Raw genomic sequence first — 20,931 nt, 5'->3', positions numbered from 1 at the left:
GAGCAAGCCCGCTCCCACAGTTTTGATCGTATTTCAATTTAGCCGAACAGCCACTTCCACAGCAGCACCAACACAACCACCGCCAGCACCGGCCGCGCAATGCGATAGGCCTTGGGATGCTTGCGCTTCCACTGCTTGACCACACCACTGAACTTGTCGCTGAAGGTCTTGCTCCAGGCATAGGCCTGGTTGATCCCGCCCACCCGTTCGTCATCCAGGTTTTGCGGCGCTGTCGCGCGGCCCAGCTGCTTGCTGACCCAGCGGTTGACGCCGGTCATGAGGCGGTTGCTCAGCGGGCGTTCGATATCGCAGAACAGGATCACGCGAGTCTTTTCCGTCTCGTTCTTGACCCAATGCACATAGGTTTCATCGAACATCACGTCTTCACCGTCGCGCCAGGCGTAAACCTGGCCGTCGACGAAGATGCGGCAGTCGTCGGAATTCGGCGTGGACAGGCCCAAGTGATAACGCAGGGAGCCTGCAAACGGGTCGCGGTGCGGGTTGAGGTGGCTGCCGCCCGGCAACAGCGCGAACATCGCGCCCTTGACGTTGGGGATGCTGCTGACCAAGGCCACGGTTTTCGGGCACAGCGCCTCGGCCGATGGCAGCGGTTTGTCATACCACTTGAGGTAGAAACGCTTCCAGCCCTTCTTGAAGAACGAGCCGAAACCGGCGTCGTTGTTCTTTTCGGCGGCGCGAATATAACCCTCGTCGAACAGGTGCATGGCCTCTTCGCGGATCACTTCCCAGTTGTCCTTGAGCACATCCAGTTCCGGGAACTTGCTGCGGTCCAGGTACGGCTTGGACGGCACGGCCGAGAACAGGTACATCAAGGCGTTATAGGGGGCGAACAGTGCCGAATGGTTGACGAACTGGCGCAACACCGGCAAACGCGCCTTGCCGCGCAAGTGCACATACAGAATGCTGCCGATAAACAACGCCAGCACCGACAGTTTGGCGGCCAAAGAAAAGGTCATGCAGCAACTCCTGAAAATAAGCGCCTGGCCAGCAACCTCCCGTCAACGGGAAACCAGACGTAGCAGCCGGCCATGATAAACACTTGGGCCATTATGCAGAAGGCCCAGGCCGACCGGCTGATATACATCAACTCCGATGATGAGCGGCCTATCGTTCCCACGCTCCGCGTGGGAATGCAGCTTGTGACGCTCTGCGTCACGCCTTCAAAGCAGGACGCAGAGCGTCCGGGGCGGCATTCCCACGCAGAGCGTGGGAACGATCATCACAGGTGAGCATCACGCCTGGGTTTCTTGCTCGGTAAACAGATCGCTGAACAGCATGCTCGACAGGTAGCGCTCGCCGGAGTCCGGCAGGATCACCACGATGGTCTTGCCCTGCATTTCCGGCTTCTCGGCCAGACGCACGGCCACCGCCATGGCGGCGCCGCAGGAAATACCGCACAAAATCCCCTCTTCCTGCATCAGGCGCAGGGCCATGGCCTTGGATTCGTCGTCGGTCACCAGTTCCACGCGGTCAACCATCGACAGGTCGAGGTTTTTCGGCACAAACCCGGCGCCGATGCCCTGGATTTTATGCGGGCTCGGCTTGATTTCTTCACCGGCCAGCGCCTGGGTGATCACCGGCGACACCCTCGGCTCAACCGCCACCGACAGAATCGGCTTGCCGGCAATGTTTTTGATATAGCGCGAAACCCCGGTAATGGTGCCGCCAGTGCCCACGCCCGCCACCAGCACGTCCACCGCGCCGTCGGTGTCGTTCCAGATTTCCGGGCCGGTGGTTTTCTCGTGAATTGCAGGGTTGGCCGGGTTTTCGAACTGGGCCGGCATAAAGTAGGTAGCCGGGTCGCCGGCGACAATTTCACCAGCCTTGTCGATGGCGCCCTTCATGCCCTTGGCCGGTTCAGTCAACACCAGCTCGGCGCCCAGGGCCTTGAGCACTTTACGGCGCTCGATGCTCATGGAGGCCGGCATGGTCAGCAGCAGCTTGTAGCCACGGGCGGCGGCGACAAACGCCAGGCCGATGCCGGTGTTGCCGGAGGTCGGCTCGACAATGGTCATGCCCGGCTTGAGTTTGCCGGTGCTTTCGGCGTCCCAGATCATGTTGGCGCCAATGCGGCATTTCACCGAATAACCCGGGTTACGCCCCTCGATCTTGGCCAGGATGGTCACGCCACGCGGCGCAATGCGGTTGATCTGCACCAGGGGCGTGTTACCGATGGAGTGCGCGTTGTCGGCAAAGATACGGCTCATGACGGGTCCTTAAGGCAATTTCAAGAAGGCCCCAAGGGTATGCCTCAGGCCTTTGGGCGTCCAGTCAGAGGAACGTTGCGCCCGCGCGTGCGGTCCATCGCCTATACCGTTGGAGAGCATTGACATGAAACGTCGCTACAGTGGGCTGCTATGGATCGTCGCCGTACTGGTGGTAGTACTGATCGCCCTGGACCTGGCCCTGCCCTATCTGGTGCGCAATTACCTGAACGACAAGCTGGCCGACATGGGCGATTACCGTGGCCAGGTCACTGACGTGGACTTGGCCTTGTGGCGTGGTGCCTACCGCATTAATGGCCTGAAAATTGTCAAGGTCGACGGCAAAGTGCCGGTGCCGTTCGTCAACGCGCCGCTGATTGAATTTGCGGTCAGCTGGCACTCGTTGTGGTACGACCATGCCGTCGTCGCCGAGGGCCATTTCGTAAAGCCTGAAATCAACTTCGTCGACGGCGGTGCCAACAAACAGGCGTCCCAAACCGGTAAGGGCACAGACTGGCAGCAACAGTTGAAAAAACTGCTGCCGATCACGCTGAATGAAGTGCGCATTGAAGATGGCAAGATCGCCTTTCATAATTTCAGCTCCAAGCCCCAGGTGAACATCAAGGCCACCGAGGTCAATGCCAGTCTGTACAACCTGACCAACGTGGTAGACCTCAAAGGCAAACGCGACGCGCGATTCGAAGGCAAGGCCCTGCTGCAGGGCCAGGCCCCTATGGAGGCCAACGCAACCTTTGATCCTTTAAATAATTTTGAAGACTTCGAATTCCGCTTCCGCGCCCGCGACTTGCAACTTAAACGCATGAACGACTTCGCCTCGGCCTATGGCAAATTCGACTTCAAGGCTGGCACCGGCGACGTGGTGATTGAAGCCCAAGCGGAAAAAGGCCAGCTCACTGGCTATATCAAGCCGCTGCTGCGCGATGTAGAAGTGTTCGACTGGAAACAGGACGTGGAAAACAAGGACAAAAACATCTTCCGCTCGATCTGGGAAGCCGTGGTAGGCACCAGCGAAACCGTGCTCAAAAACCAGAACAAAAACCAGTTTGCCACCCGCGTGGAACTCAGTGGCAGCGTGCATCAGCAAGATATCAGCGCGTTCTCTGCGTTTTTGGCGATTTTGCGTAACGGTTTTATTCAAGCGTTCAACGCTCGTTATGAACAGCCCAAGCCTTCCGCCAACTAACCCTGGGAGCTCCCACATAAGCATCAGCATAACCCCCGCCCGTTGGCCTGCGATGTGACCGGCCATTCAGAGACTGAATAACCCGTCTGCGTTCACAGTCGCCGGGGCTGCGCGGTATAGTCCGGGCATTGATGAATTCGAGGAATGACCGATGAAGTTCGAAGGCACCCAGGCCTATGTGGCTACCGATGACCTGAAACTGGCCGTCAACGCCGCCATCACCCTGGAGCGGCCGCTGCTGGTCAAGGGCGAACCGGGCACCGGCAAGACCATGCTTGCCGAGCAGTTGGCCGAATCCTTCGGCGCCAAGCTGATCACCTGGCACATCAAGTCGACCACCAAGGCGCATCAGGGCCTGTATGAGTACGACGCGGTCAGCCGCCTGCGCGACTCGCAGCTGGGCAATGAGAAAGTCCACGATGTGCGCAACTACCTGAAAAAAGGCAAGCTCTGGGAAGCCTTCGAGGCCGATGAGCGCGTGATTCTGCTGATCGATGAAATCGACAAGGCCGACATCGAGTTCCCCAACGACCTGTTGCAGGAACTCGACAAGATGGAGTTCTACGTCTACGAAATCGACGAGACCATCAAGGCCAGGAAACGCCCGATCATCATCATTACTTCCAACAACGAAAAAGAGCTGCCGGACGCCTTCCTGCGCCGCTGCTTCTTCCACTACATCGCCTTCCCCGATCGCAGCACCCTGCAAAAAATCGTCGACGTGCACTACCCCGACATCAAGAAGGACCTGGTCAGCGAAGCGCTGGACGTGTTCTTCGACGTGCGCAAAGTGCCGGGCCTGAAGAAAAAGCCGTCCACCTCCGAGCTGGTCGACTGGCTCAAGCTGTTGATGGCCGACAACATCGGCGAAGCCGTGCTGCGCGAGCGCGACCCGACCAAAGCCATTCCGCCGCTGGCCGGCGCCCTGGTCAAGAACGAGCAGGACGTACAGCTGCTGGAGCGTCTGGCGTTCATGAGCCGTCGCGGTAATCGCTGATGCTGCTCAACCTGTTCAATGAGATGCGCGCCGCCAAGGTACCGGTGTCGGTGCGCGAACTGCTCGACCTGATCAACGCGCTTAAACAGCGCGTGGTCTTTGCCGACATGGACGAGTTTTATTACTTGGCCCGGGCGATTCTGGTCAAGGACGAGCGGCATTTCGACAAGTTCGACCGCGCGTTCGGCGCCTATTTCAATGGGCTGGAAAAGCTCGACGACCACTTGCAGGCGTTGATCCCTGAAGAATGGCTGCGCAAGGAATTCGAACGCTCGCTGACCGATGAGGAACGCGCGCAGATCCATTCCCTTGGCGGCCTGGACAAGTTGATCGAAGAGTTCAAGAAACGCCTGGAAGAACAGAAAGAACGCCACGCCGGCGGCAACAAGTGGATCGGCACCGGCGGCACCAGCCCGTTTGGCTCCGGCGGCTACAACCCGGAGGGTATTCGGGTTGGCGATGCCGGCAAACGCCAGGGCAAAGCCGTAAAGGTCTGGGACCAGCGCGAATACAAGAACCTCGACGATCAGGTCGAGCTGGGCACGCGCAATATCAAGATCGCCCTGCGCCGCCTGCGCAAGTTTGCGCGTCAGGGTGCGGCTGAAGAGCTGGATATCGACGGCACCATCGACCACACGGCGCGGGATGCCGGCTTACTGAATATCCAGATGCGCCCGGAGCGGCGCAACACCATCAAGCTGTTGCTGCTGTTCGATATCGGCGGTTCGATGGACGCTCACGTGAAGATCTGCGAAGAGCTGTTTTCGGCGTGCAAAACCGAGTTCAAGCACCTGGAGTACTTCTACTTCCACAACTTCGTGTACGAGTCGGTGTGGAAGAACAACCAGCGCCGCACTTCGGAGCGCACCTCGACCCAGGATCTGCTGCACAAGTACGGCGCCGACTACAAAGTGATCTTTATCGGCGATGCGTCGATGGCGCCGTATGAAATCACCCAGGCCGGCGGCAGCGTCGAGCACTGGAATGAAGAGCCTGGGTATGTGTGGATGCAGCGCTTCATGGCCAAGTACAAGAAGCTGATCTGGATTAACCCCTACCCGAAAGACACCTGGGGTTATACGGCGTCGACGGCAATTGTGCGCGAGTTGGTGGAGGATCAGATGTACCCGCTGACGTTACGTGGGTTGGAAGAAGGGATGCGGTTTCTTTCCAAGTAAATGAAGATCAAATGTGGGAGCGGGCTTGCTCGCTCCCACATTTTTAGATCGCGTTAAACCGCTGCAAAAACTCGATGTGCTGCCGATGCGCCGTCTCCTGCACCACCGGCGCCAACCTCACCGTCTCCCCTGGCAAACACTGCGCCAGCCGCGCCAGCGCCAACGGCGTCAAAGCGCCCAAACGTGGATACCCACCAATGGTCTGCCGATCATTGAGCAACACAATCGGCTGCCCATCCGGCGGCACCTGGATCGCACCCAGCGCAATCCCTTCAGAAATCAACGACGGCCCCTGGTACTGCAACGGCGTGCCCAGCAAACGCATGCCCATGCGATCGGCGCGGCTGTCCAGCGACCAGTCGGTATTGAATGCATCGAACAGGCTCTGCCCGCTGAACTGGCCGATCTGCGCGCCGACAATCACCTCCAGCGGCGCTTTGGCCGGCAGATCAGGCGTGCTCAGCACTTTCATCGCGCCGCCCGTACCGGAATAAACCAACCGCCCGCCTTCGGCCAAGGCCTTGCCTAAACCGTCCAGCCCGCCCAATGCCTCACGCACCACCGTGGCACAACTGCCCAGCACAGCCGGCGCATCAAACCCGCCGGGCGCCGCCAGGTAAGCCCGCGCACCGCTGAACGGCTGGGTAAAGCGCAGACGCTGGCCCTTTTGCAGGATAAAACTGCGCCCAGGGTTAATGGCGCGCTCGTCGATATAGGCGCCCAAATCCGCCCCGGCCAATGCCAGCAAACAATAGTCTTCGGCCTGCACGGTAAACCCGCCCAAGGTGATTTCCACCACCGGTGCATCCAGCGCATTGCCCAGCAGCCAATTGGCCCAAGACATCGACACCCAATCCAGTGCCCCACCCTGGGTCACGCCCAGGTGGCGCACGCCAAAGCGCCCGGCGTCCTGCAACAGGCACAGCGGCGTGCTGGCCTCGATCAACAAGCGGCTCATGCCTGCGCCTCCAACGGCGTGTCATCGCCACCCAGATTGATGAATTCGGCGTGATCAACTGCTTCGAAACGCACCGTGTCGCCCGGCTGCATCAGGCTGTAGCCATCACGCTCACGGTCGAACAGTTTGGCCGGGGTGCGGCCGATCAGGTTCCAGCCGCCCGGCGACACCACCGGGTAGGCAGCGGTTTGCCGCTCGGCAATCCCGACACTGCCGGCCGCCACGCGTTTACGCGGTGTGTTGAGGCGTGGCGTGGCGAGGATTTCGTCCACCAACCCCATAAAGGCAAAGCCGGGGGCGAAACCGAGGGCAAATACCTGGTATTCGTGGGCACTGTGACGATGAATCACGTCCTCAACCGACAACCCGCTGCGCTGGCTGAGCAAGGTCAGTTCCGGGCCGACACTCAGGTCGTACCACACCGGCAACACGTGGCACTGGCCGCTGCCTTGCGCCTGGGGTTGCAGGTCGTTCAGCGCTTGGCTAATGAACTCCCGCGCCTGGGCCGGGCTTAGCGCAGTCAGGTCGTAATGCACCATCAAGGTGGTGTAGGACGGCACCAGATCCACCAGCGCGTTACCAAAACTTTCACGCAGACGTTGGGTGGCGGCGAGCATCCACGGCATGTTGGCTTCGGCAATCACCTCAAACAGACGCACCATCAGGCAGTCGATGGCCACCACTTCGATGCGTGGCTTCATGCTGGCTTCAACGCCTCGCGGATGCGCTGCACAGCGGCGATCGAGCTGGCATTGTCGCCGTGCACGCACAGGGTGTTGGCCTGCAACACCAGGGCGCTGCCGTCGCTGGCCGTCAGGGCTTGCCCACGGGAAATGGTCAGGGCTTGTTGCACGATAGTGTCGCAATCGTGATGGACGGCACCCGGCACCTGGCGGGAAACCAGATGGCCTGTAGGGTCGTAGGCACGATCAGCGAAGGCTTCGAACCACAGCGTGACCCCATATTCGTCAGCCAACGCCTGAGCCGCGCTGTTGTCACGCATGGCCAGCAGCATCAACGGCAGATCGCCATAGGCGGCCACCGCCTGGATTACCGCGCGCAATTGAGCCGGGTTAGCCATCATGTCGTTGTACATCGCACCATGGGGTTTGACGTAGCTGACACGCGAACCTTGTGCCCGGCAGATACCATCAAGGGCACCGATTTGATAATGCATCAGGTCCTGGATTTCTTGCGGCGTATAGTTCATGGAGCGGCGGCCAAACCCTTGCAGGTCCTGGTAGGCCGGGTGCGCGCCTACTTGCACACCGTGCTTGAGCGCAAGGCCGACGGTCTTGCGCATGATGCTCGGGTCGCCGGCATGAAAGCCGCAAGCCACGTTGGCACAATCGATGAACGGCATGACCTCGGCGTCCAGACCCAGGGTCCAGTTGCCAAAGCTTTCGCCAATATCACAATTCAATAGCAAGCGGCTCACGGTGGATACTCCTGTAGGCGTTGTATTTTTTGTAGTGTGGGATTTTTCACGCAGAACTCGCAACTTGTCCTGACACCCCAGCGACGCTTATCGTGCAATGGTTCGATTTTTGGCGTTTGCCCGGTGCGGCGTCCAACTAATAAAAACCGATCCAAGCATAAGAAAAGTTGATCCCATGAATTTGAAGTTCCTCGAAACCTTCGTTTGGGTGGCCAAGCTCAAGAGCTTTCGCCTGACCGCCGAGAAGCTGTTCACTACCCAGGCCTCGATTTCCAGCCGCATCGCCGTGCTCGAAAGCGAGTTGGGTGTGAAGCTGTTGCTGCGCGACTCACGCGGCGTGAGCCTGACCCCGGAAGGCGTGAAGGTACTCGATTATGCCGAGCAGATGATGGTCACTATGCAGGGTTTGAAGCAGTCCCTGGAGACCACCAGCAGCAAGGTTGGGCGCATCCGCATCGGCGCCATGGACACGGTGATCCACACCTGGCTGAGCCAGTTGGTGGCGCAATTGATGGAGCACTTCCCGCGAGTAGAAATCGAACTGGTCGCCGATACCGCGTTAAACCTCAGCGATCAGCTGCAAAAAGGCTTCCTCGACCTGATCCTGCAAACCGACCTGCTGCGCCTGGAAACCGTGCGCAGCCTGGAGCTGGCCAGCCATCCCATGGCCTGGATCGTCGCCAGCCAGTCTCTCTACAACCGTGACTACGCCTCCCTCGCCGAACTGGCCCAAGAGCGCATCATCACCTACTCGAAAAATTCCCACCCGCACCAGGATGTGCTGAGCCTGATGCAGGCCAACGGGGTGGCCTCGCCACGCATGAACTGCGTGAACTCGGTGTCGGCGATTACCCGCTTGCTGCGCGATGGTTTCGGGATTGGCGCGTTACCGCCGGTGCTGGTGATGGAAGAACTGGCCCGCGCAGAGTTGGTGATGCTGCCCATGGCGCAACGCCTGCCGAATTTGCAGGTGGTGGTGTCGTGGCGTGTGGGGGTGGAGTTGGTGGAGGAGATTGTGGGGTTGTGCCAGAAAGTAGTGGCGCGGTATGCCGAGGAAGTGGGTGAAGAAAGGATGGTACTAAGCCAATGATCGTTCCCACGCTCCGCGTGGGAACGCAGCCCGGGACGCTCTGCGTCCCAAAGCCTGACGCTGAGCGTCACAAGAGGCATTCCCACGCAGAGCGTGGGAACGATCATCTTTAGAGGCCTTTAAGGTCGCGCTCTTCGATCGGTCGGCTCTGGCGCAGGCGCTTGCCGCCCAACACCACCCAGTCGATCAGGCGGAACAGGCATTCGAGGCCGAACGACAACAGCATCGCCCCGCCCAGGCCCCAGCCCATCGCCTCAGGCGTCAGCAAAATCTGGTAGCTGTAGCCATTCCAGGTTTCCAGGCGGATATCCGGGTCGGCCGCCACCGCCACTTGCAGCGCACGGATGTACCACGGGCCTTGCATGGCCTGGAACTGCTTGTCCAACGCCACCTGACGATCGAGCAAAGTGCCCAGGCTGTTGGCATCGCTGCGAAACACCGGGTCATCACTGGCGCGGTAATGGGCCACCAGCGCCTGCAAGTCGCCATTGAAGAACTGCTGCGCCGTGGCATCGAAGCCGCGCAGGCCGGTCTGGGCTTCGATCAAATGGGCTTCGACGCGCTTGGCGTAGTCGTTGATAAACCCCGGCACTTGCACGCCGACCAACAAGCCAATGGCAAACAGCACCAACCGCAGATAACTGAGCAACATGGTCGATATCCTTACTCGGTAACGCCTTGGCTGACGCATTCACCACGTCGCCACAGGCTCCATTGGCCCGGTTCGTAGCGGGTCCAGTTTTCATTGTCGGTCAAGGGTTCGGTGGCGATCACCGTGACCACGTCATTGGGCGTGGTTTCGGCCTGAAAATCGACGATCACGTCGACATCTTTCAAGCGCGCCGGGCCAAACGGTGCGCGCCGGGTGATCTGTGCCAGTTTGGTCGAGCAGTAGCAAAACAGCCAGTCACCGTCACTGAGCAGGCAGTTGAACACGCCTTTGCTGCGGTACTCGGCGCAGGCGGCGATCAGGTCCGGCAGCACTTGCTCGATTTCCACCGGTTCCGGAAAGGCTTCGCGCACGCGGTTGAGCAGGTCGCAGAACGCCGCTTCGCTGTCGGTATCGCCCACCGGCCGGTAGAACGTGGCGCGCGGGTGAAAGTCGGCCAGCTGGCCGTTATGCGCAAAGCACCAGTTACGGCCCCACAGTTCGCGCACGAACGGGTGCGTGTTGGCCAGGCTCACCTTGCCCACATTGGCCTGGCGGATATGGCCGATCACCACTTCACTTTTGATTGGATAACGCTGCACCAGCAGCGCAACTTCCGACTCGCTGCTCGCGGCCGGGTCCTGGAACAGCCGCAGGCCACGGCCTTCGTAAAATGCGATGCCCCAACCGTCGCGGTGGGGGCCGGTACGCCCGCCGCGCTGCATCAGCCCGGTAAAGCTGAACACGATATCGGTGGGGACGTTGGCACTCATGCCCAATAATTCACACATGCCAGGGCTCTCGCTGCAGGGCTTACAACGTTAAAGGCGCGGCTCAACCCGCAGATTGCCGGCAGGCGCCGGGCGACGGAAAGGTTCGTCGTCTTCGTCTACCGGCTCGGCGGCCAGGGCGGCATCGGCGGCGGCCTTGCGCTCACGGCGGGCGTTGGCGGCGCGCTCGATGGGCCAGCGGATCAACACGATCACGATATACACGCCAAACGCGATCATCGTGTACATGAACAGGTCGGAGATGGCGCGCCAGGCGTTATTGCCCACATGCAGCACCAGGTCCAGCGCGGTAATGGCCACGGCCGGCGCAAACTGGGTCTTGACCGGGTCGACGATGGTCGGGCTGAACAGCAACACCGCCATCAGCAATTGCAGCGGCTCACGCAGCCAGCGCCAGATCCAGCGGGTCATGCGCCACCACACCAACAGGCAGCCCAAAGCGGCGAAGGCGTAAAGGCCCCAAGCGGTCAGATAGTCGTTCTCGGTCATGGTGTCCATGGCAAGGCTGGCAAAGAGGCGGCTATGATAACGGCTTTTGCGTGTCTCGGCTGCAATGCCTGCCACCATCCGCCAGACAGAGAGTGATCCATGCCTATATCGACCGCCCCGATCGCCCGCAAGGCCCAAGGCCCAGACCCGTACGCCTGGTTGCAGGAACGTGACACAGCTGAAGTGCTCGACTACCTCAAAGCCGAAAACGCCTGGCAGGAAGACCAGCTCGCCGACCAGCAAGCCCTGCGCGAAAGCCTGTTCGAAGAGATCAAGGGCCGCATCCTGGAAACCGACCTGTCGTTGCCTTCGCCGTGGGGCCCGTACCTGTATTACACCCGCACCACCGCCGGTGATGAATACGCCCGCCATTACCGCTGCCGTCGCCCGACGGATGACAGCAACGGGGTGGATGAAAGCAGCGAAGAACTACTGCTGGACCCGAACGTGCTGGCCAATGGCGGCTTTTTCTCCCTTGGCGCGTTCAGCATCAGCCCCGACCACCAGCGCCTGGCCTACAGCCTCGACACCAGTGGTGAAGAGATTTACACCCTGTACGTGAAGGAATTGGCCACCGGCAAGGTCAGCGAACTGGAGTTTGAAGACTGCGACGGCAGCATGACCTGGGCCAACGATAGCCTGACGCTGTTCTTCGGCGAACTGGACGACACCCATCGCCCGCACAAGCTTTATCGCTACCGCCTGGATGGCACGGCGGCGCAGGAAGTGTTCCACGAGCCCGACGGGCGGTTCTTCCTGCATTGCTACCGTTCCAGCTCCGAGCGCCAGTTGCTGCTGGCTCTGGGCAGCAAGACCACCAGCGAAATCTGGGCGCTGGACGCCGACCAGCCACAGCAGGCTTTCACCTGCCTGGCGCCACGGGTCGAAGACCATGAATACGATGTCGACCACGGCATGCTGGATGATAAATGGACCTGGTTTATCCGCAGCAACCGTGACGGTATCAACTATGCGCTGTTCGTTGCCGCCGACACCGGCAGTGTGCCGACTGAGGATCAATGGCAGAACCTGATCCCCCACAGCGATGACGTGATGCTCGACGGCGTGACCCTCAATGCCGGCGCCATGACCTTGAGCCTGCGTATCGGCGGCCTGCCGGTGATCGAAGTGCACCCGCAGGGTTCGAGCGCCTATCGCGTGGAATTGCCTGACGCCGCCTACAGCCTTTACGTGCAAAACAGCCTGGAATTTGCCAGCGACAAGATTCGCCTGCGTTATGAAGCCCTGAACCGTCCGGCCCAGGTGCGCCAGCTTGAACTGGCCAGCGGCGCGCAGGTGGTGCTCAAGGAAACCCCGGTACTCGGCGTGTTCAACGCCGACGACTATGTCAGCCAACGGCTGTGGGCGACGTCTGCAGATGGCACCCAGGTGCCGATCAGCCTGGTGGTCAAGCGTGATCAACTGGGCAAACCCACGCCGCTGTATCTCTATGGCTACGGCGCCTACGGTTCAAGCCTCGACCCGTGGTTCTCCCATGCGCGCCTGAGCCTGCTGGAGCGCGGCGTGGCCTTTGCCATCGCGCATGTACGCGGCGGCGGCGAACTGGGTGAAGCCTGGTATCGCAACGGCAAGCAGGCGCATAAACAGAACACGTTCAGCGACTTCATCGCCTGCGCCGAGCACTTGATCGCCGAAGGGCTGACCAGCTCCAAGCAGCTGGCTATCAGCGGCGGCAGCGCCGGTGGCCTGTTGATCGGCGCGGTGCTCAACCAACGCCCGGAGCTGTTCCAGGCGGCGATTGCCGAAGTGCCGTTCGTCGACGTGCTCAACACCATGCTCGACCCGGAACTGCCGCTGACCATCACCGAGTACGACGAGTGGGGCAACCCGCAAGAGCCCGAGGTGTATGAACGCATCAAGGCCTACGCACCGTACGAAAACGTCCAGGCCCAGGCTTACCCGCACATGCTGGTGATTGCCGGCTACAACGACAGCCGCGTGCAATATTGGGAAGCGGCCAAGTGGGTGGCCAAATTGCGCGACACCAAAACCGACCCCAACCTGTTGCTGCTCAAGACCGAGCTCGGTGCCGGCCATGGCGGAATGAGCGGGCGTTATCAGGGATTACGTGACGTAGCGCTCGAATATGGATTTGTCTTCAAGGCCCTGGGCCTCGTTTAAGGAACTTAGTTTGGCGGTCCTGTCTGAACACAAGACCGCCCGACTTGATTGATGGACCAAGACTGCAGCTATGCCACTACCGACTCTGATGAACAACGAAATTCGCGACATGCTCATGGATTGCGGCCTGTTCGACCCACTGTTGCCGGAAGATTTTCACGTGGCCGCCGGCTACTTCAATATCAGCAGCATTGCCCGCGACGAGGTGATTTTCCTCGAGGGCGATGCCGGCACCTTTATGTGCATCCTGCACAGCGGCCAGGTGGCCGTGCAGAAAACCAATCACAGCGGCCAGCGCCTGACCATCGCCACCCTGCGCAGTGGCCGGGCTTTTGGCGAGATGGCGGTGCTTGACGGCGAGCGCCGCTCCGCCAGTTGCGTGGCCGCCAGTGATTGCGTGCTGTTGAACCTGGGCAAGGATGCGCTGGAAAAAATGCTCAACGAAGCCCCCAGGGTGGCGGCCAAGATCATTCGCGCGATTGCGATTGCCTTGTCCAAGCGCCTGCGCATGGCCGACGGGCAATTACTGTCCCAGCAGTTTTAACCGCCGGGCGTCTTCGGCTTGCTGTCATTTTGCAGCAGGCCGGGCACCGTCTGATCCTTGGGCGGCGTTGGCAACACAATCGGCACCAGCGCCGGTGAACCGTTCGCAGAGGCTTTGGGCGCCACGGGCGGGGTGACTTGCGGGTACAAGGTGGGCGTCGGTGTGCCCGGCGCACCGGGAGTTGGCGCTGGCGCCACCGGCACGGTTTGCGCCTCTTGCGCCTGCGCCGCACCCAATGTGAGCGCGCTCAACGCAATGACCGTTAGAATGCTGCACTTCATCGATGGCTCCATGGCCTGACCGGAATGTCGTAAGGCTACTCCCAACCGCGCAAGAATGCCCTTCCCAATGAGATTTCCATGAAACGTTTCGTTCTGCTCGACACCACCCCAATCCCCGATAACGGCGGTGCCTTGTGCCTGTTCGAATACGGCGAGGATTTTGTCATCAAGATCCAGGGCGGAGACGGCGGCCAGTTGATGAACACGCGCATGCATGGCTCCGAAGACGCGCTGGCGGAAATTCCGTGCCGTAAAGTCGCCGGTCGGCCGGGTTCGCGGGTGCTGATCGGCGGCCTGGGCATGGGCTTCACCCTGGCCTCGGCACTCAAGCATTTGGGCAAGAGCGCTGAAGTGGTGGTGGCGGAATTGGTGCCCGGCGTCGTGGAATGGAACCGTGGCCCGCTGGGGGAAAAATCCGGCCGTCCGCTGCTGGACCCACGCACGGTGATCCGCATGGAAGACGTAGCCAAGGTCCTGCAGGCCGAGCCCCAGGGCTTTGACGCGATCATGCTGGATGTGGACAACGGCCCCGAAGGCCTGACGCAAAAGGCCAACAGCTGGCTGTATTCGGCCGGTGGCCTGGCCGCGTGTGCCAAGGCGCTGCGGCCCAAAGGCGTGCTGGCGGTATGGTCAGCCAGCGCCGACAAGCTGTTCAGCGACAAACTGCGCAAGGCCGGGTTCAAGGCCGAAGAAGTGCAAGTGTTTGCCCATGGCAACAAGGGCACCCGGCATACCATCTGGATTGCCGAGAAGCTCAAGGGCTGAGGCCCGCTGACAGCACACATTCCCTGTGGGAACTGGCCAGCTCCCACACAAACCAGCTCCCATATTTTTGGTTCTGCGTCAGTTTCGGGATTTGCGGTAGTCGACCACATACGGCACTTTTTTCTCGAAGGTCTTGTCCAGCTCGCCCTGGTCCAGCTGGGTCATACCGCCCAATTGCCTGGCGGTGAAACCGCTGCTGCCCACCTGTGAACCCGGCGCCAGGCTGACCATGCGCTTGGCGACCGCTTCAATCGCATCCTTGTAGCCGCCCTTCTTGTTCAGGTTGTACGCCTTCAAATCAATCTGCGTACGCAGCCAGTTGCCCCAGTAGAACTCCAGGAATTCCGGCGCAATCGCGCCATCGTCCGGCTTGCCGTAGGCGGCCTTGCGGGTGAAATACACCAGGCTGCGAAAGGTGTCGTCCTGCAGGTTCTTGAAGCCCAGGTGCGCAGGCAGTTGCTGCGGCGGCAGGGTCTGGCCCTGATTGTCCTTGAGCCAGACCTTGCGGGCCGCCTCCATACGCTGCCAGAAGGTATTCATGTCGGCGCTGTTGCTGAAGTCATCGGTCACCTTGACCCACATTTTCAACTGCGGGCCGCCGCCGGGCACTTCCCACAAGGTGGTGAAGCTGTGGTGACCGTCGGTCAGGTACAACTGGCCGCCGGGGCCGACCACCACGGTTTTCATGTCGTCGGGGTGGGTGCCCACCGGGTCCTTGCAGGTGAAGCTGTCGGGTTGGTGCAGGTCGGCTTTCTTCGGCACGTTGTCGGCGGCGCCCTGGCCGTTGGTTTCGCAGTATTCGTCGAACACCTTGGCCGGTTTGTCGGCGAACAGCCCCAGGCTGTAGTAGATCTGGTCAAAGCCCACCACGGCCTGGGTCGGGTGCAGTTGCTCGAGGGCCACCTCGATCACCTGGCCGGGCCTGGGTGTGGAAAACGCCTGGGCTTGAGCGGCCAGCACGCTGAGCAGCAGGGCTGCGGTCCATGTGTACACACGCATAGGTTTCAGATCCTTGTGAAGTGAATGTGCCGATACTACAAACCTTCGCTCAAGCCCGGCTGTACCGCGGCTGAAAAAGCCAGCGGTCATTTGCCGCGCGAGCGGCTAGAATCAACCCTATCCGTGAACCCCAAAATAGCCAGGAGCCATGATGAGCTCGACCAACCCGCCCTCCCACACCGCCAAGCTGGACCGCATCCTCGCCGATGCCCAGCGCGACCGGGAAATGGGCTACCGCGACAAAGCCTTGAAGATGTACCCGCACGTGTGCGGCCGCTGCGCCCGTGAGTTTGCCGGCAAACGCTTGAGCGAACTGACCGTACACCATCGCAACCACAATCATGATGACAACCCCCAGGACGGCTCCAACTGGGAGTTGCTGTGCCTGTACTGCCACGACAACGAACACTCGCGCTACACCGACCAGCAGTACTTCGGCGAAGGCTCCACCAGCAGCCCGACGATTGCCAAGGCCACGCACAACCCGTTTGCGGCGTTGGCGGGGTTGATGAAGAAGGACGACTAGAGGCTGCCTGTACTGGCCTCTTCGCGAGCAAGCCCGCTCCCACATTCGACCGCATTCCAAATGATGTACGCGGACAAATGTGGGAGCGGGCTTGCTCGCGAAGGCGATAGCACAAACACTGCATCTCGTTGAGGCCGTATAATCGCGGTTTTCCTCCAAGGCACCCTTCCCCGTGGGCAATAAACGCTACAGCTGCATCGGTCTGTACAACCCCAAATCCCCCGAAAACGTCGGCTCGGTGATGCGCGCCGCCGGCTGCTACGGCGTGGCCTCGGTGTTTTACACCGGCGTGCGTTACGAGCGCGCCCGGGATTTCATCACCGACACCAAGAAGGTCCACCACGACATTCCGTTGATCGGCATCGATGACCTGAAAAAGATCCTGCCGCTGGGCTGCATCCCGGTCGCCGTGGAGCTGGTGGAAGGCGCCCGCCCGCTGCCCGAGTACACGCACCCCGACCGCGCGCTGTACATCTTCGGCCCCGAAGACGGCTCGCTGGACAAAGAGATCCGCGATTGGTGTGAAGACGTGGTGTACATCCCGACCACCGGCTGCATGAACCTGGCCGCCACCGTCAATGTGGTGCTCTACGACCGTCTGGCCAAAGGCAACAACACCCGCTCGGGCCCCAAGTACTGATATTTCGGGAACATCCGACGCCTGCAAACAGTCAGCTACTTACACTTGCCTTTGTTGGAGACACACCATGAGCGACAGCAAAACCCTGCGACCTATCATCGAACACCTGCAACCAGCCGCCAAAAGCGCGCAAAACGTGCACGGGTCGGAACGCATTCTTTCGGTGGCCGGCGGTGTGATGATGGTCGGCAAAGGCCTGCGCCGTGGCGGCATCTTCGGGCTGATCCAGGTGGCAATTGGTGGCGTGGCGCTGGTGCGCGGCGTGACCGGGCACAGCTCGCTCAAGGACAAGCTGGAGCAAGGCCGCCAGGAAATGAACAGCGTGCGTACCAGGATCGAACGCGCGGGCGAAGAGTTGAAGAACTTGAAGACCAAGGCTGAAGTGGCGGCGGAGAAAGCCACTAAATAGCCCGGCCAACCCCAATCAACTGTGGGAACTGGCCAGCTCCCACAGTTGTTTTGGGTCAACGCAATAATTTGTTGTCCAGCACCACCGACGACTCGCCGATCACACTTTCGGCCAACTGCACAAACTCCGCCGTATTCACACTGTTCGCCCGCATCACCGCCTGCGCCAGATCATCCAGCGAGCGCTTGTTGTGGGTCTTGACGCGGATCTCGCGGTCCAGCTCCTGCAACACCAGCACCGCCTGCGCCACGGTCGCACCGTTGATGTGATCGCCGCGCAGGCTGGTCACGCCCTTGCCTTCCCTGGCCAACCGCGTCTGTATCGCCGCATAGCGCTCATCGGTAATCCCGCCGGCACGCCGCAGCAGTTCAATGGCGTAATACTCGCCCAACCCTTCGCTGATCCAGTCACTGGTATCGTGGTCGTTAAAGCGGCCAATGGCTTGCACCACTTCGCGCAACAATGGGCTGCTGCCGTTTTCGCTGATCAGCGGCGTGCGGCTGTTGAGGTAAATCGAATCGCGCGCCGAGAAAGCGCCACGGCGCATCGGGTCGCTGGCGCCGACGATCAACAGCTTGGCCGGATGGCGCGGCAGTGCAGCTTCCACTTGCGGCCACACGAACGTCAGCAGCGTCAGCACATCCATACGGCGCATGGCCTGGCCCTTGGGCGAGGCCACGGTGACGTCGGTGTCACCCAGGCGCACGCGACGGCTGCCGAGGTTACCGGCGAGCATCCAGCCGGTGGGCCGGTCGAACAGGCGGGACACATTGTCGATACGAAATTTATGCTTGCCGATACGCGGCCAGGCGGTTTCGACGCTTTGCCAGCCGGCCGGCAACTCGAACATCAGCCGCGACACAAGCTCAATGCCGTCCTGTTGGTCCAGTCGCGCAGCCGGCACCAGGTCTTCGCCGCGAAACAGCGCCCAGCTCGGCGTCACCCGCGCTTCATACACGCCCGGCTTGCGCGCATGGCTAAGGCGCACGCGGTATGTCAGGCTGGCTTTGTCGGCGCTGGGTTGCCACAGGCCACGGCTGCCGGTGACCTGCCATTGGCCGTCGGCCTTGAAGTCGCTGTAGTCGCCGTCACGGCCCAGGTCGAAGTTCAGGCTGCGCACGGCCGAGCCCTGGGACAGGCTCACGCGCACCTCGGCCTGATCACTCTGGGGCAGCAGTTTGACGTGATAATCCAGGTCGACTTTCTTCGCGCACCACGCAGGCAGGCTCAGTGTCAGCAGCACCAAGGATGCCGCCAGCCGGGTTGCCACCCTCATACACACTCCTTTTTTCAGCCTGCGCGGAAGATCAGGTAATCCTCCCAGTCATCTTCGGGCACGCTGCCTTCGGCGAGCATACGGCCGGACTGGGAAATGCGTTCATGGTGCACGGCATCGCGGTCACCACACACCAGGTGGTGCCACAGCGGCAGGTCCTTGCGTTCGCTGACCAGGCGGTAGCCGCAGGTCGGCGGCAGCCATTTGAACTGGTCGGCCTGGCCCGGCGTGAGCTGGATGCAGTCAGGCACCGAGGCGCGACGGTTGGCATAGTCGCTGCACTGGCAGGTTTTTAGATCAAGCAGTTTGCAGGCGATGCGCGTGTAATAGACGCTGTTGTCGTCTTCATCCTCAAGCTTTTGCAGGCAGCACAGACCACAGCCGTCGCACAACGACTCCCACTCCTCCTGGTCGAGGTGTTCAAGGGTTTTGCGTATCCAGAAAGGTTCGACTTTGGCGGCCATGGCTCTACATCAGTATCGGTAGGTGAAAAGGCCGCCAGTCTAGTGCCCAAGGCGCCTGGGGCCAAGCGCTTACGACTGGCGGTGCAACAACACTTGTCAGCCCAGTGGGCGCGCAGTAGCTTTGAAGGCCGAATTGACGATCAGGAACTGCCCATGACACGCGTTGCCGATTACCCGATCCACACCCAATTCACCGAGCGCTGGTCGCCCCGCGCCTTTACCGGCGAAAGCATCCCGCAAGAGACGCTGCTGAGCTTCTTCGAAGCCGCTCGCTGGGCGCCATCGGCTTACAACTCGCAGCCGTGGCGCTTTCTCTATGCGCGCCGCGACACGCCAAACTGGGAGCGTTTCCTGGGTTTGCTCAATGAATTCAACCGTGGTTGGGCGCAACACGCGTCAGCCCTGGTGATCATCGCCTCGAAAACCGACTTCATCGCCCCCGGCGCCACTGAAGAAACCCCGGCGCTGTGGCACACCTTCGACACAGGCTCAGCCTGGGGCCACCTGGCGCTGCAAGCCAGCCTCAGTGGCTGGCACACCCACGGCATGGCCGGTTTCGATCAGGAGCTGACCCGCAAGGAGCTGAAGATTCCTGAAGGTTATGCGCTGCACGCGGCTGTGGCCGTGGGTAAGCTGGGGGACAAGTCGAGCTTGCCGGAGTACCTGCAAGGTCGTGAAGCGCCAAGCCCGCGTCGGCCGCTGAGCGAGCTGGTGTCCGAGGGTGACTTCAGCCTGTAAACCTTGCATAGATCCAATGTGGGAGCGGGCTTGCTCGCGAAAGCGGTGTATCAGTCGCCACATTTTGTGCCTGACCCTCCGCTTTCGCGAGCAAGCCCGCTCCCACATTTTTTCCGGCGTTGTGTCAGTAACCCCTTTCGAAGCTGACTTCCCCGCGCAACGCTTCCTTGGCCTGATAAGCCCGCAGATTCTGCACAAACAACTCCACCATCATCCCCGGCGACGTCGGCGCGGAACTGTGCCCGGTCAGCAGCAAACCCCAGGCGGTCCAGAACGGGTGGCGTTGCGGCAAAGGCTCCTGACGGCACACGTCGATCACCGCACCGGCCAAGTGCCCTTCTTTGAGTGCCTCGACCAAGTCGGCATCGACCACCGCCACGCCGCGCCCGACGTTGATAAACAACCCGGTCGGCTTGAATTGCTTGAACAGCGCCGCATCGTACAAATCATGGGTGTCAGGCGTGTTCGGCAACAGGTTGATCACGTAGTCCACCTCGCCCACCAGCCGGCTCAGTTGGTCCAGGCCGGCCACTTCGATAAACGGTGCCTGCTCCCGCGCGCTGCTGGCGATCCCGTAGAGCTTGACGCCAAACGGCAGCAAAAAATCAGCCACGCTCTGGCCGATATCACCGGTGCCAACCACCAACACCTTGCGCCCCGCCAGGCTCTGGCCCATGCGGTTGTCCCACTTGCGCTCGACCTGGCTGACCAGCCGCGCCAGCACTTCGCGCTCATGCCCGAGCATATAGGTGAGCACGAACTCGGCCATGACCTGGCCAAAGATGCCGACCGCGCGGGTCAGGCGGTAGTCGCGCGGCAAGCCGTCGGCCAGCAGTGGCGTAATACCCGCCCAGGTCGATTGCAGCCATTGCGGCTTATGGCCCTGACGCAGCAGGGTGGCGAGCAGGTCAGGCTGGCCCAGCCAAACCGGGCAATCGGCGGCCAGGCGCGACAATTGGGCGGAGTCGCCGCTGGTCAACACCTCAACGTCCGGGGCCGCTTCGCTCAGCAATTGGGCGTAGAGCGGGTGATCCTGTTCAGCAATCAGAACACGCATGGTTCAAACCTTTCAAAAACAGTGCAGACGGCCGCCCGCTTCCTTACGGCCACCGCCAATCGAATACGAGT

24 protein-coding genes are annotated in these 20,931 nt (G+C 60.9%); 11 read left to right on the top strand and 13 right to left on the bottom strand.

Annotation, left to right across the window (positions count from 1 at the left end):
• Positions 1 to 38: 38 nt before the first annotated feature.
• Together BFP92_RS08755 and cysK are read right to left on the bottom strand one after the other, a co-directional pair.
• A complete protein-coding gene (locus BFP92_RS08755; protein WP_065929169.1) occupies positions 39 to 977 on the bottom strand; it encodes an aspartyl/asparaginyl beta-hydroxylase domain-containing protein in 939 nt (312 codons plus the stop codon).
• Positions 978 to 1,253: 276 nt separating this feature from the next.
• Positions 1,254 to 2,228: a cysteine synthase A gene (cysK, locus tag BFP92_RS08745; protein ID WP_056857297.1), complete on the bottom strand. Its 975-nt coding sequence runs from the start codon at positions 2,226 to 2,228 to the stop codon at positions 1,254 to 1,256.
• Between the two features lie 124 nt (positions 2,229 to 2,352).
• Between cysK and BFP92_RS08740 the strand changes: the two genes are divergently transcribed.
• The 3 genes from BFP92_RS08740 to BFP92_RS08730 all read left to right on the top strand — a co-directional run bounded on the left by BFP92_RS08740 (position 2,353) and on the right by BFP92_RS08730 (position 5,604).
• Positions 2,353 to 3,429 (top strand): DUF748 domain-containing protein, encoded by a 1,077-nt coding sequence (locus BFP92_RS08740; protein ID WP_017137403.1) that lies wholly within the window; start codon positions 2,353 to 2,355, stop codon positions 3,427 to 3,429.
• Between the two features lie 151 nt (positions 3,430 to 3,580).
• Positions 3,581 to 4,426 (top strand): AAA family ATPase, encoded by an 846-nt coding sequence (locus BFP92_RS08735; RefSeq protein ID WP_065929167.1) that lies wholly within the window; start codon positions 3,581 to 3,583, stop codon positions 4,424 to 4,426.
• Entirely contained in the window at positions 4,426 to 5,604 is a 1,179-nt protein-coding gene (locus BFP92_RS08730; RefSeq protein WP_065929166.1) for a vWA domain-containing protein, read from the top strand. Before BFP92_RS08735 ends, BFP92_RS08730 begins: the two co-directional genes overlap by 1 nt.
• Positions 5,605 to 5,647: 43 nt before the next feature.
• On the opposite strand, the gene BFP92_RS08725 is transcribed toward BFP92_RS08730, so the two are convergent.
• The 3 genes from BFP92_RS08725 to BFP92_RS08715 are packed head-to-tail and all read right to left on the bottom strand — an operon-like array spanning position 5,648 to position 8,000.
• Positions 5,648 to 6,562 (bottom strand): 5-oxoprolinase subunit C family protein, encoded by a 915-nt coding sequence (locus BFP92_RS08725; protein ID WP_065929165.1) that lies wholly within the window; start codon positions 6,560 to 6,562, stop codon positions 5,648 to 5,650.
• A complete protein-coding gene (gene pxpB / locus BFP92_RS08720; RefSeq protein ID WP_065929164.1) occupies positions 6,559 to 7,263 on the bottom strand; it encodes a 5-oxoprolinase subunit PxpB in 705 nt (234 codons plus the stop codon). Before pxpB ends, BFP92_RS08725 begins: the two co-directional genes overlap by 4 nt.
• Positions 7,260 to 8,000: a 5-oxoprolinase subunit PxpA gene (locus BFP92_RS08715; protein ID WP_065929163.1), complete on the bottom strand. Its 741-nt coding sequence runs from the start codon at positions 7,998 to 8,000 to the stop codon at positions 7,260 to 7,262. The genes pxpB and BFP92_RS08715 overlap by 4 nt, the downstream gene beginning before the upstream one ends.
• A gap of 175 nt (positions 8,001 to 8,175) precedes the next feature.
• Here BFP92_RS08715 and BFP92_RS08710 point away from each other — a divergent pair, with 175 nt between their 5' ends.
• Entirely contained in the window at positions 8,176 to 9,090 is a 915-nt protein-coding gene (locus BFP92_RS08710; protein WP_065929162.1) for a LysR family transcriptional regulator, read from the top strand.
• A gap of 109 nt (positions 9,091 to 9,199) precedes the next feature.
• Here BFP92_RS08710 and BFP92_RS08705 read toward each other — a convergent pair whose 3' ends face one another.
• From BFP92_RS08705 to BFP92_RS08695, 3 genes are read right to left on the bottom strand one after another with little or no spacing between them, the layout of a single operon-like run.
• On the bottom strand, positions 9,200 to 9,742 hold the full coding sequence (locus BFP92_RS08705; protein WP_056857304.1) for a DUF2937 family protein: 543 nt from the start codon (positions 9,740 to 9,742) through the stop codon (positions 9,200 to 9,202).
• A gap of 11 nt (positions 9,743 to 9,753) precedes the next feature.
• Positions 9,754 to 10,530 (bottom strand): class II glutamine amidotransferase, encoded by a 777-nt coding sequence (locus BFP92_RS08700; RefSeq protein WP_065929161.1) that lies wholly within the window; start codon positions 10,528 to 10,530, stop codon positions 9,754 to 9,756.
• Between the two features lie 30 nt (positions 10,531 to 10,560).
• Positions 10,561 to 11,097, bottom strand: a complete 537-nt coding sequence (locus BFP92_RS08695) for an MFS transporter (protein WP_065929160.1) — start codon at positions 11,095 to 11,097, stop codon at positions 10,561 to 10,563.
• A gap of 21 nt (positions 11,098 to 11,118) precedes the next feature.
• Between BFP92_RS08695 and BFP92_RS08690 the strand changes: the two genes are divergently transcribed.
• Both BFP92_RS08690 and BFP92_RS08685 read left to right on the top strand, forming a co-directional pair.
• Positions 11,119 to 13,161, top strand: a complete 2,043-nt coding sequence (locus BFP92_RS08690) for a S9 family peptidase (RefSeq protein WP_065929159.1) — start codon at positions 11,119 to 11,121, stop codon at positions 13,159 to 13,161.
• Positions 13,162 to 13,231: 70 nt separating this feature from the next.
• Positions 13,232 to 13,705 carry a cyclic nucleotide-binding domain-containing protein gene (locus BFP92_RS08685; RefSeq protein ID WP_065929158.1) on the top strand — a complete coding sequence of 158 codons (474 nt, stop codon included), beginning with the start codon at positions 13,232 to 13,234 and terminating at the stop codon, positions 13,703 to 13,705.
• Here the strand turns inward: BFP92_RS08685 and BFP92_RS08680 are convergent.
• Positions 13,702 to 13,986, bottom strand: coding sequence for a hypothetical protein (locus tag BFP92_RS08680; protein ID WP_065929157.1), 285 nt, complete (start codon positions 13,984 to 13,986; stop codon positions 13,702 to 13,704). The two genes, BFP92_RS08685 and BFP92_RS08680, sit on opposite strands and share 4 nt — an antisense overlap.
• A 78-nt stretch (positions 13,987 to 14,064) precedes the next feature.
• On the opposite strand from BFP92_RS08680, the gene BFP92_RS08675 reads away from it, so the two are divergent.
• Positions 14,065 to 14,751 carry a spermidine synthase gene (locus BFP92_RS08675; RefSeq protein WP_065929156.1) on the top strand — a complete coding sequence of 229 codons (687 nt, stop codon included), beginning with the start codon at positions 14,065 to 14,067 and terminating at the stop codon, positions 14,749 to 14,751.
• A gap of 78 nt (positions 14,752 to 14,829) precedes the next feature.
• Here BFP92_RS08675 and BFP92_RS08670 read toward each other — a convergent pair whose 3' ends face one another.
• Positions 14,830 to 15,750, bottom strand: coding sequence for a ParB/Srx family N-terminal domain-containing protein (locus BFP92_RS08670; protein WP_065929155.1), 921 nt, complete (start codon positions 15,748 to 15,750; stop codon positions 14,830 to 14,832).
• A gap of 151 nt (positions 15,751 to 15,901) precedes the next feature.
• Here BFP92_RS08670 and BFP92_RS08665 point away from each other — a divergent pair, with 151 nt between their 5' ends.
• The 3 genes from BFP92_RS08665 (at position 15,902) to BFP92_RS08655 (ending at position 17,325) form a co-directional block, all read left to right on the top strand.
• The gene (locus tag BFP92_RS08665) at positions 15,902 to 16,276 is read left to right on the top strand and encodes a YajD family HNH nuclease (RefSeq protein ID WP_003210675.1); all 375 of its coding nucleotides are present in this window, start codon (positions 15,902 to 15,904) and stop codon (positions 16,274 to 16,276) included.
• Positions 16,277 to 16,448: 172 nt separating this feature from the next.
• Positions 16,449 to 16,916, top strand: coding sequence for an RNA methyltransferase (locus BFP92_RS08660; RefSeq protein WP_003189607.1), 468 nt, complete (start codon positions 16,449 to 16,451; stop codon positions 16,914 to 16,916).
• Positions 16,917 to 16,983: 67 nt separating this feature from the next.
• Positions 16,984 to 17,325: a YgaP family membrane protein gene (locus tag BFP92_RS08655; protein WP_065929154.1), complete on the top strand. Its 342-nt coding sequence runs from the start codon at positions 16,984 to 16,986 to the stop codon at positions 17,323 to 17,325.
• 55 nt (positions 17,326 to 17,380) lie between these two features.
• Here the strand turns inward: BFP92_RS08655 and BFP92_RS08650 are convergent, their stop codons facing one another.
• Both BFP92_RS08650 and BFP92_RS08645 read right to left on the bottom strand, forming a co-directional pair.
• Positions 17,381 to 18,601, bottom strand: coding sequence for a hypothetical protein (locus tag BFP92_RS08650; protein ID WP_065929153.1), 1,221 nt, complete (start codon positions 18,599 to 18,601; stop codon positions 17,381 to 17,383).
• Between the two features lie 14 nt (positions 18,602 to 18,615).
• Positions 18,616 to 19,065, bottom strand: a complete 450-nt coding sequence (locus BFP92_RS08645) for a YcgN family cysteine cluster protein (protein WP_058419594.1) — start codon at positions 19,063 to 19,065, stop codon at positions 18,616 to 18,618.
• A 153-nt stretch (positions 19,066 to 19,218) separates the two neighbouring features.
• Here BFP92_RS08645 and BFP92_RS08640 point away from each other — a divergent pair, with 153 nt between their 5' ends.
• Positions 19,219 to 19,803 (top strand): nitroreductase family protein, encoded by a 585-nt coding sequence (locus BFP92_RS08640; protein ID WP_056857314.1) that lies wholly within the window; start codon positions 19,219 to 19,221, stop codon positions 19,801 to 19,803.
• A 124-nt stretch (positions 19,804 to 19,927) separates the two neighbouring features.
• Here the strand turns inward: BFP92_RS08640 and BFP92_RS08635 are convergent, their stop codons facing one another.
• Positions 19,928 to 20,860, bottom strand: a complete 933-nt coding sequence (locus tag BFP92_RS08635; protein WP_065929152.1) for a D-2-hydroxyacid dehydrogenase — start codon at positions 20,858 to 20,860, stop codon at positions 19,928 to 19,930.
• Positions 20,861 to 20,931 lie beyond the last annotated feature (71 nt).

This window comes from Pseudomonas sp. 58 R 3, from assembly GCF_900006605.1.
GTDB classification, from domain to species: domain Bacteria; phylum Pseudomonadota; class Gammaproteobacteria; order Pseudomonadales; family Pseudomonadaceae; genus Aquipseudomonas; species Aquipseudomonas salomonii.
This window is presented reverse-complemented; position numbering and strand designations above follow the sequence as displayed.

What these genes read in the sequence shown, in the direction of transcription:
- BFP92_RS08680 (WP_065929157.1), bottom strand. Translation starts at nt 13,986, where the DNA reads ATGAAGTGCAGCATTCTAACGGTCATTGCGTTGAGCGCGCTCACATTG.
- BFP92_RS08640 (WP_056857314.1), top strand. Translation starts at nt 19,219, where the DNA reads ATGACACGCGTTGCCGATTACCCGATCCACACCCAATTCACCGAGCGC.
- BFP92_RS08645 (WP_058419594.1), bottom strand. Translation starts at nt 19,065, where the DNA reads ATGGCCGCCAAAGTCGAACCTTTCTGGATACGCAAAACCCTTGAACAC.
- BFP92_RS08650 (WP_065929153.1), bottom strand. Translation starts at nt 18,601, where the DNA reads ATGAGGGTGGCAACCCGGCTGGCGGCATCCTTGGTGCTGCTGACACTG.
- BFP92_RS08675 (WP_065929156.1), top strand. Translation starts at nt 14,065, where the DNA reads ATGAAACGTTTCGTTCTGCTCGACACCACCCCAATCCCCGATAACGGC.
- BFP92_RS08635 (WP_065929152.1), bottom strand. Translation starts at nt 20,860, where the DNA reads ATGCGTGTTCTGATTGCTGAACAGGATCACCCGCTCTACGCCCAATTG.
- BFP92_RS08690 (WP_065929159.1), top strand. Translation starts at nt 11,119, where the DNA reads ATGCCTATATCGACCGCCCCGATCGCCCGCAAGGCCCAAGGCCCAGAC.
- BFP92_RS08695 (WP_065929160.1), bottom strand. Translation starts at nt 11,097, where the DNA reads ATGGTGGCAGGCATTGCAGCCGAGACACGCAAAAGCCGTTATCATAGC.
- BFP92_RS08710 (WP_065929162.1), top strand. Translation starts at nt 8,176, where the DNA reads ATGAATTTGAAGTTCCTCGAAACCTTCGTTTGGGTGGCCAAGCTCAAG.
- BFP92_RS08705 (WP_056857304.1), bottom strand. Translation starts at nt 9,742, where the DNA reads ATGTTGCTCAGTTATCTGCGGTTGGTGCTGTTTGCCATTGGCTTGTTG.
- BFP92_RS08665 (WP_003210675.1), top strand. Translation starts at nt 15,902, where the DNA reads ATGAGCTCGACCAACCCGCCCTCCCACACCGCCAAGCTGGACCGCATC.
- BFP92_RS08685 (WP_065929158.1), top strand. Translation starts at nt 13,232, where the DNA reads ATGCCACTACCGACTCTGATGAACAACGAAATTCGCGACATGCTCATG.
- BFP92_RS08700 (WP_065929161.1), bottom strand. Translation starts at nt 10,530, where the DNA reads ATGTGTGAATTATTGGGCATGAGTGCCAACGTCCCCACCGATATCGTG.
- BFP92_RS08655 (WP_065929154.1), top strand. Translation starts at nt 16,984, where the DNA reads ATGAGCGACAGCAAAACCCTGCGACCTATCATCGAACACCTGCAACCA.
- BFP92_RS08735 (WP_065929167.1), top strand. Translation starts at nt 3,581, where the DNA reads ATGAAGTTCGAAGGCACCCAGGCCTATGTGGCTACCGATGACCTGAAA.
- BFP92_RS08755 (WP_065929169.1), bottom strand. Translation starts at nt 977, where the DNA reads ATGACCTTTTCTTTGGCCGCCAAACTGTCGGTGCTGGCGTTGTTTATC.
- BFP92_RS08725 (WP_065929165.1), bottom strand. Translation starts at nt 6,562, where the DNA reads ATGAGCCGCTTGTTGATCGAGGCCAGCACGCCGCTGTGCCTGTTGCAG.
- BFP92_RS08730 (WP_065929166.1), top strand. Translation starts at nt 4,426, where the DNA reads ATGCTGCTCAACCTGTTCAATGAGATGCGCGCCGCCAAGGTACCGGTG.
- BFP92_RS08740 (WP_017137403.1), top strand. Translation starts at nt 2,353, where the DNA reads ATGAAACGTCGCTACAGTGGGCTGCTATGGATCGTCGCCGTACTGGTG.
- BFP92_RS08670 (WP_065929155.1), bottom strand. Translation starts at nt 15,750, where the DNA reads ATGCGTGTGTACACATGGACCGCAGCCCTGCTGCTCAGCGTGCTGGCC.
- cysK (WP_056857297.1), bottom strand. Translation starts at nt 2,228, where the DNA reads ATGAGCCGTATCTTTGCCGACAACGCGCACTCCATCGGTAACACGCCC.
- pxpB (WP_065929164.1), bottom strand. Translation starts at nt 7,263, where the DNA reads ATGAAGCCACGCATCGAAGTGGTGGCCATCGACTGCCTGATGGTGCGT.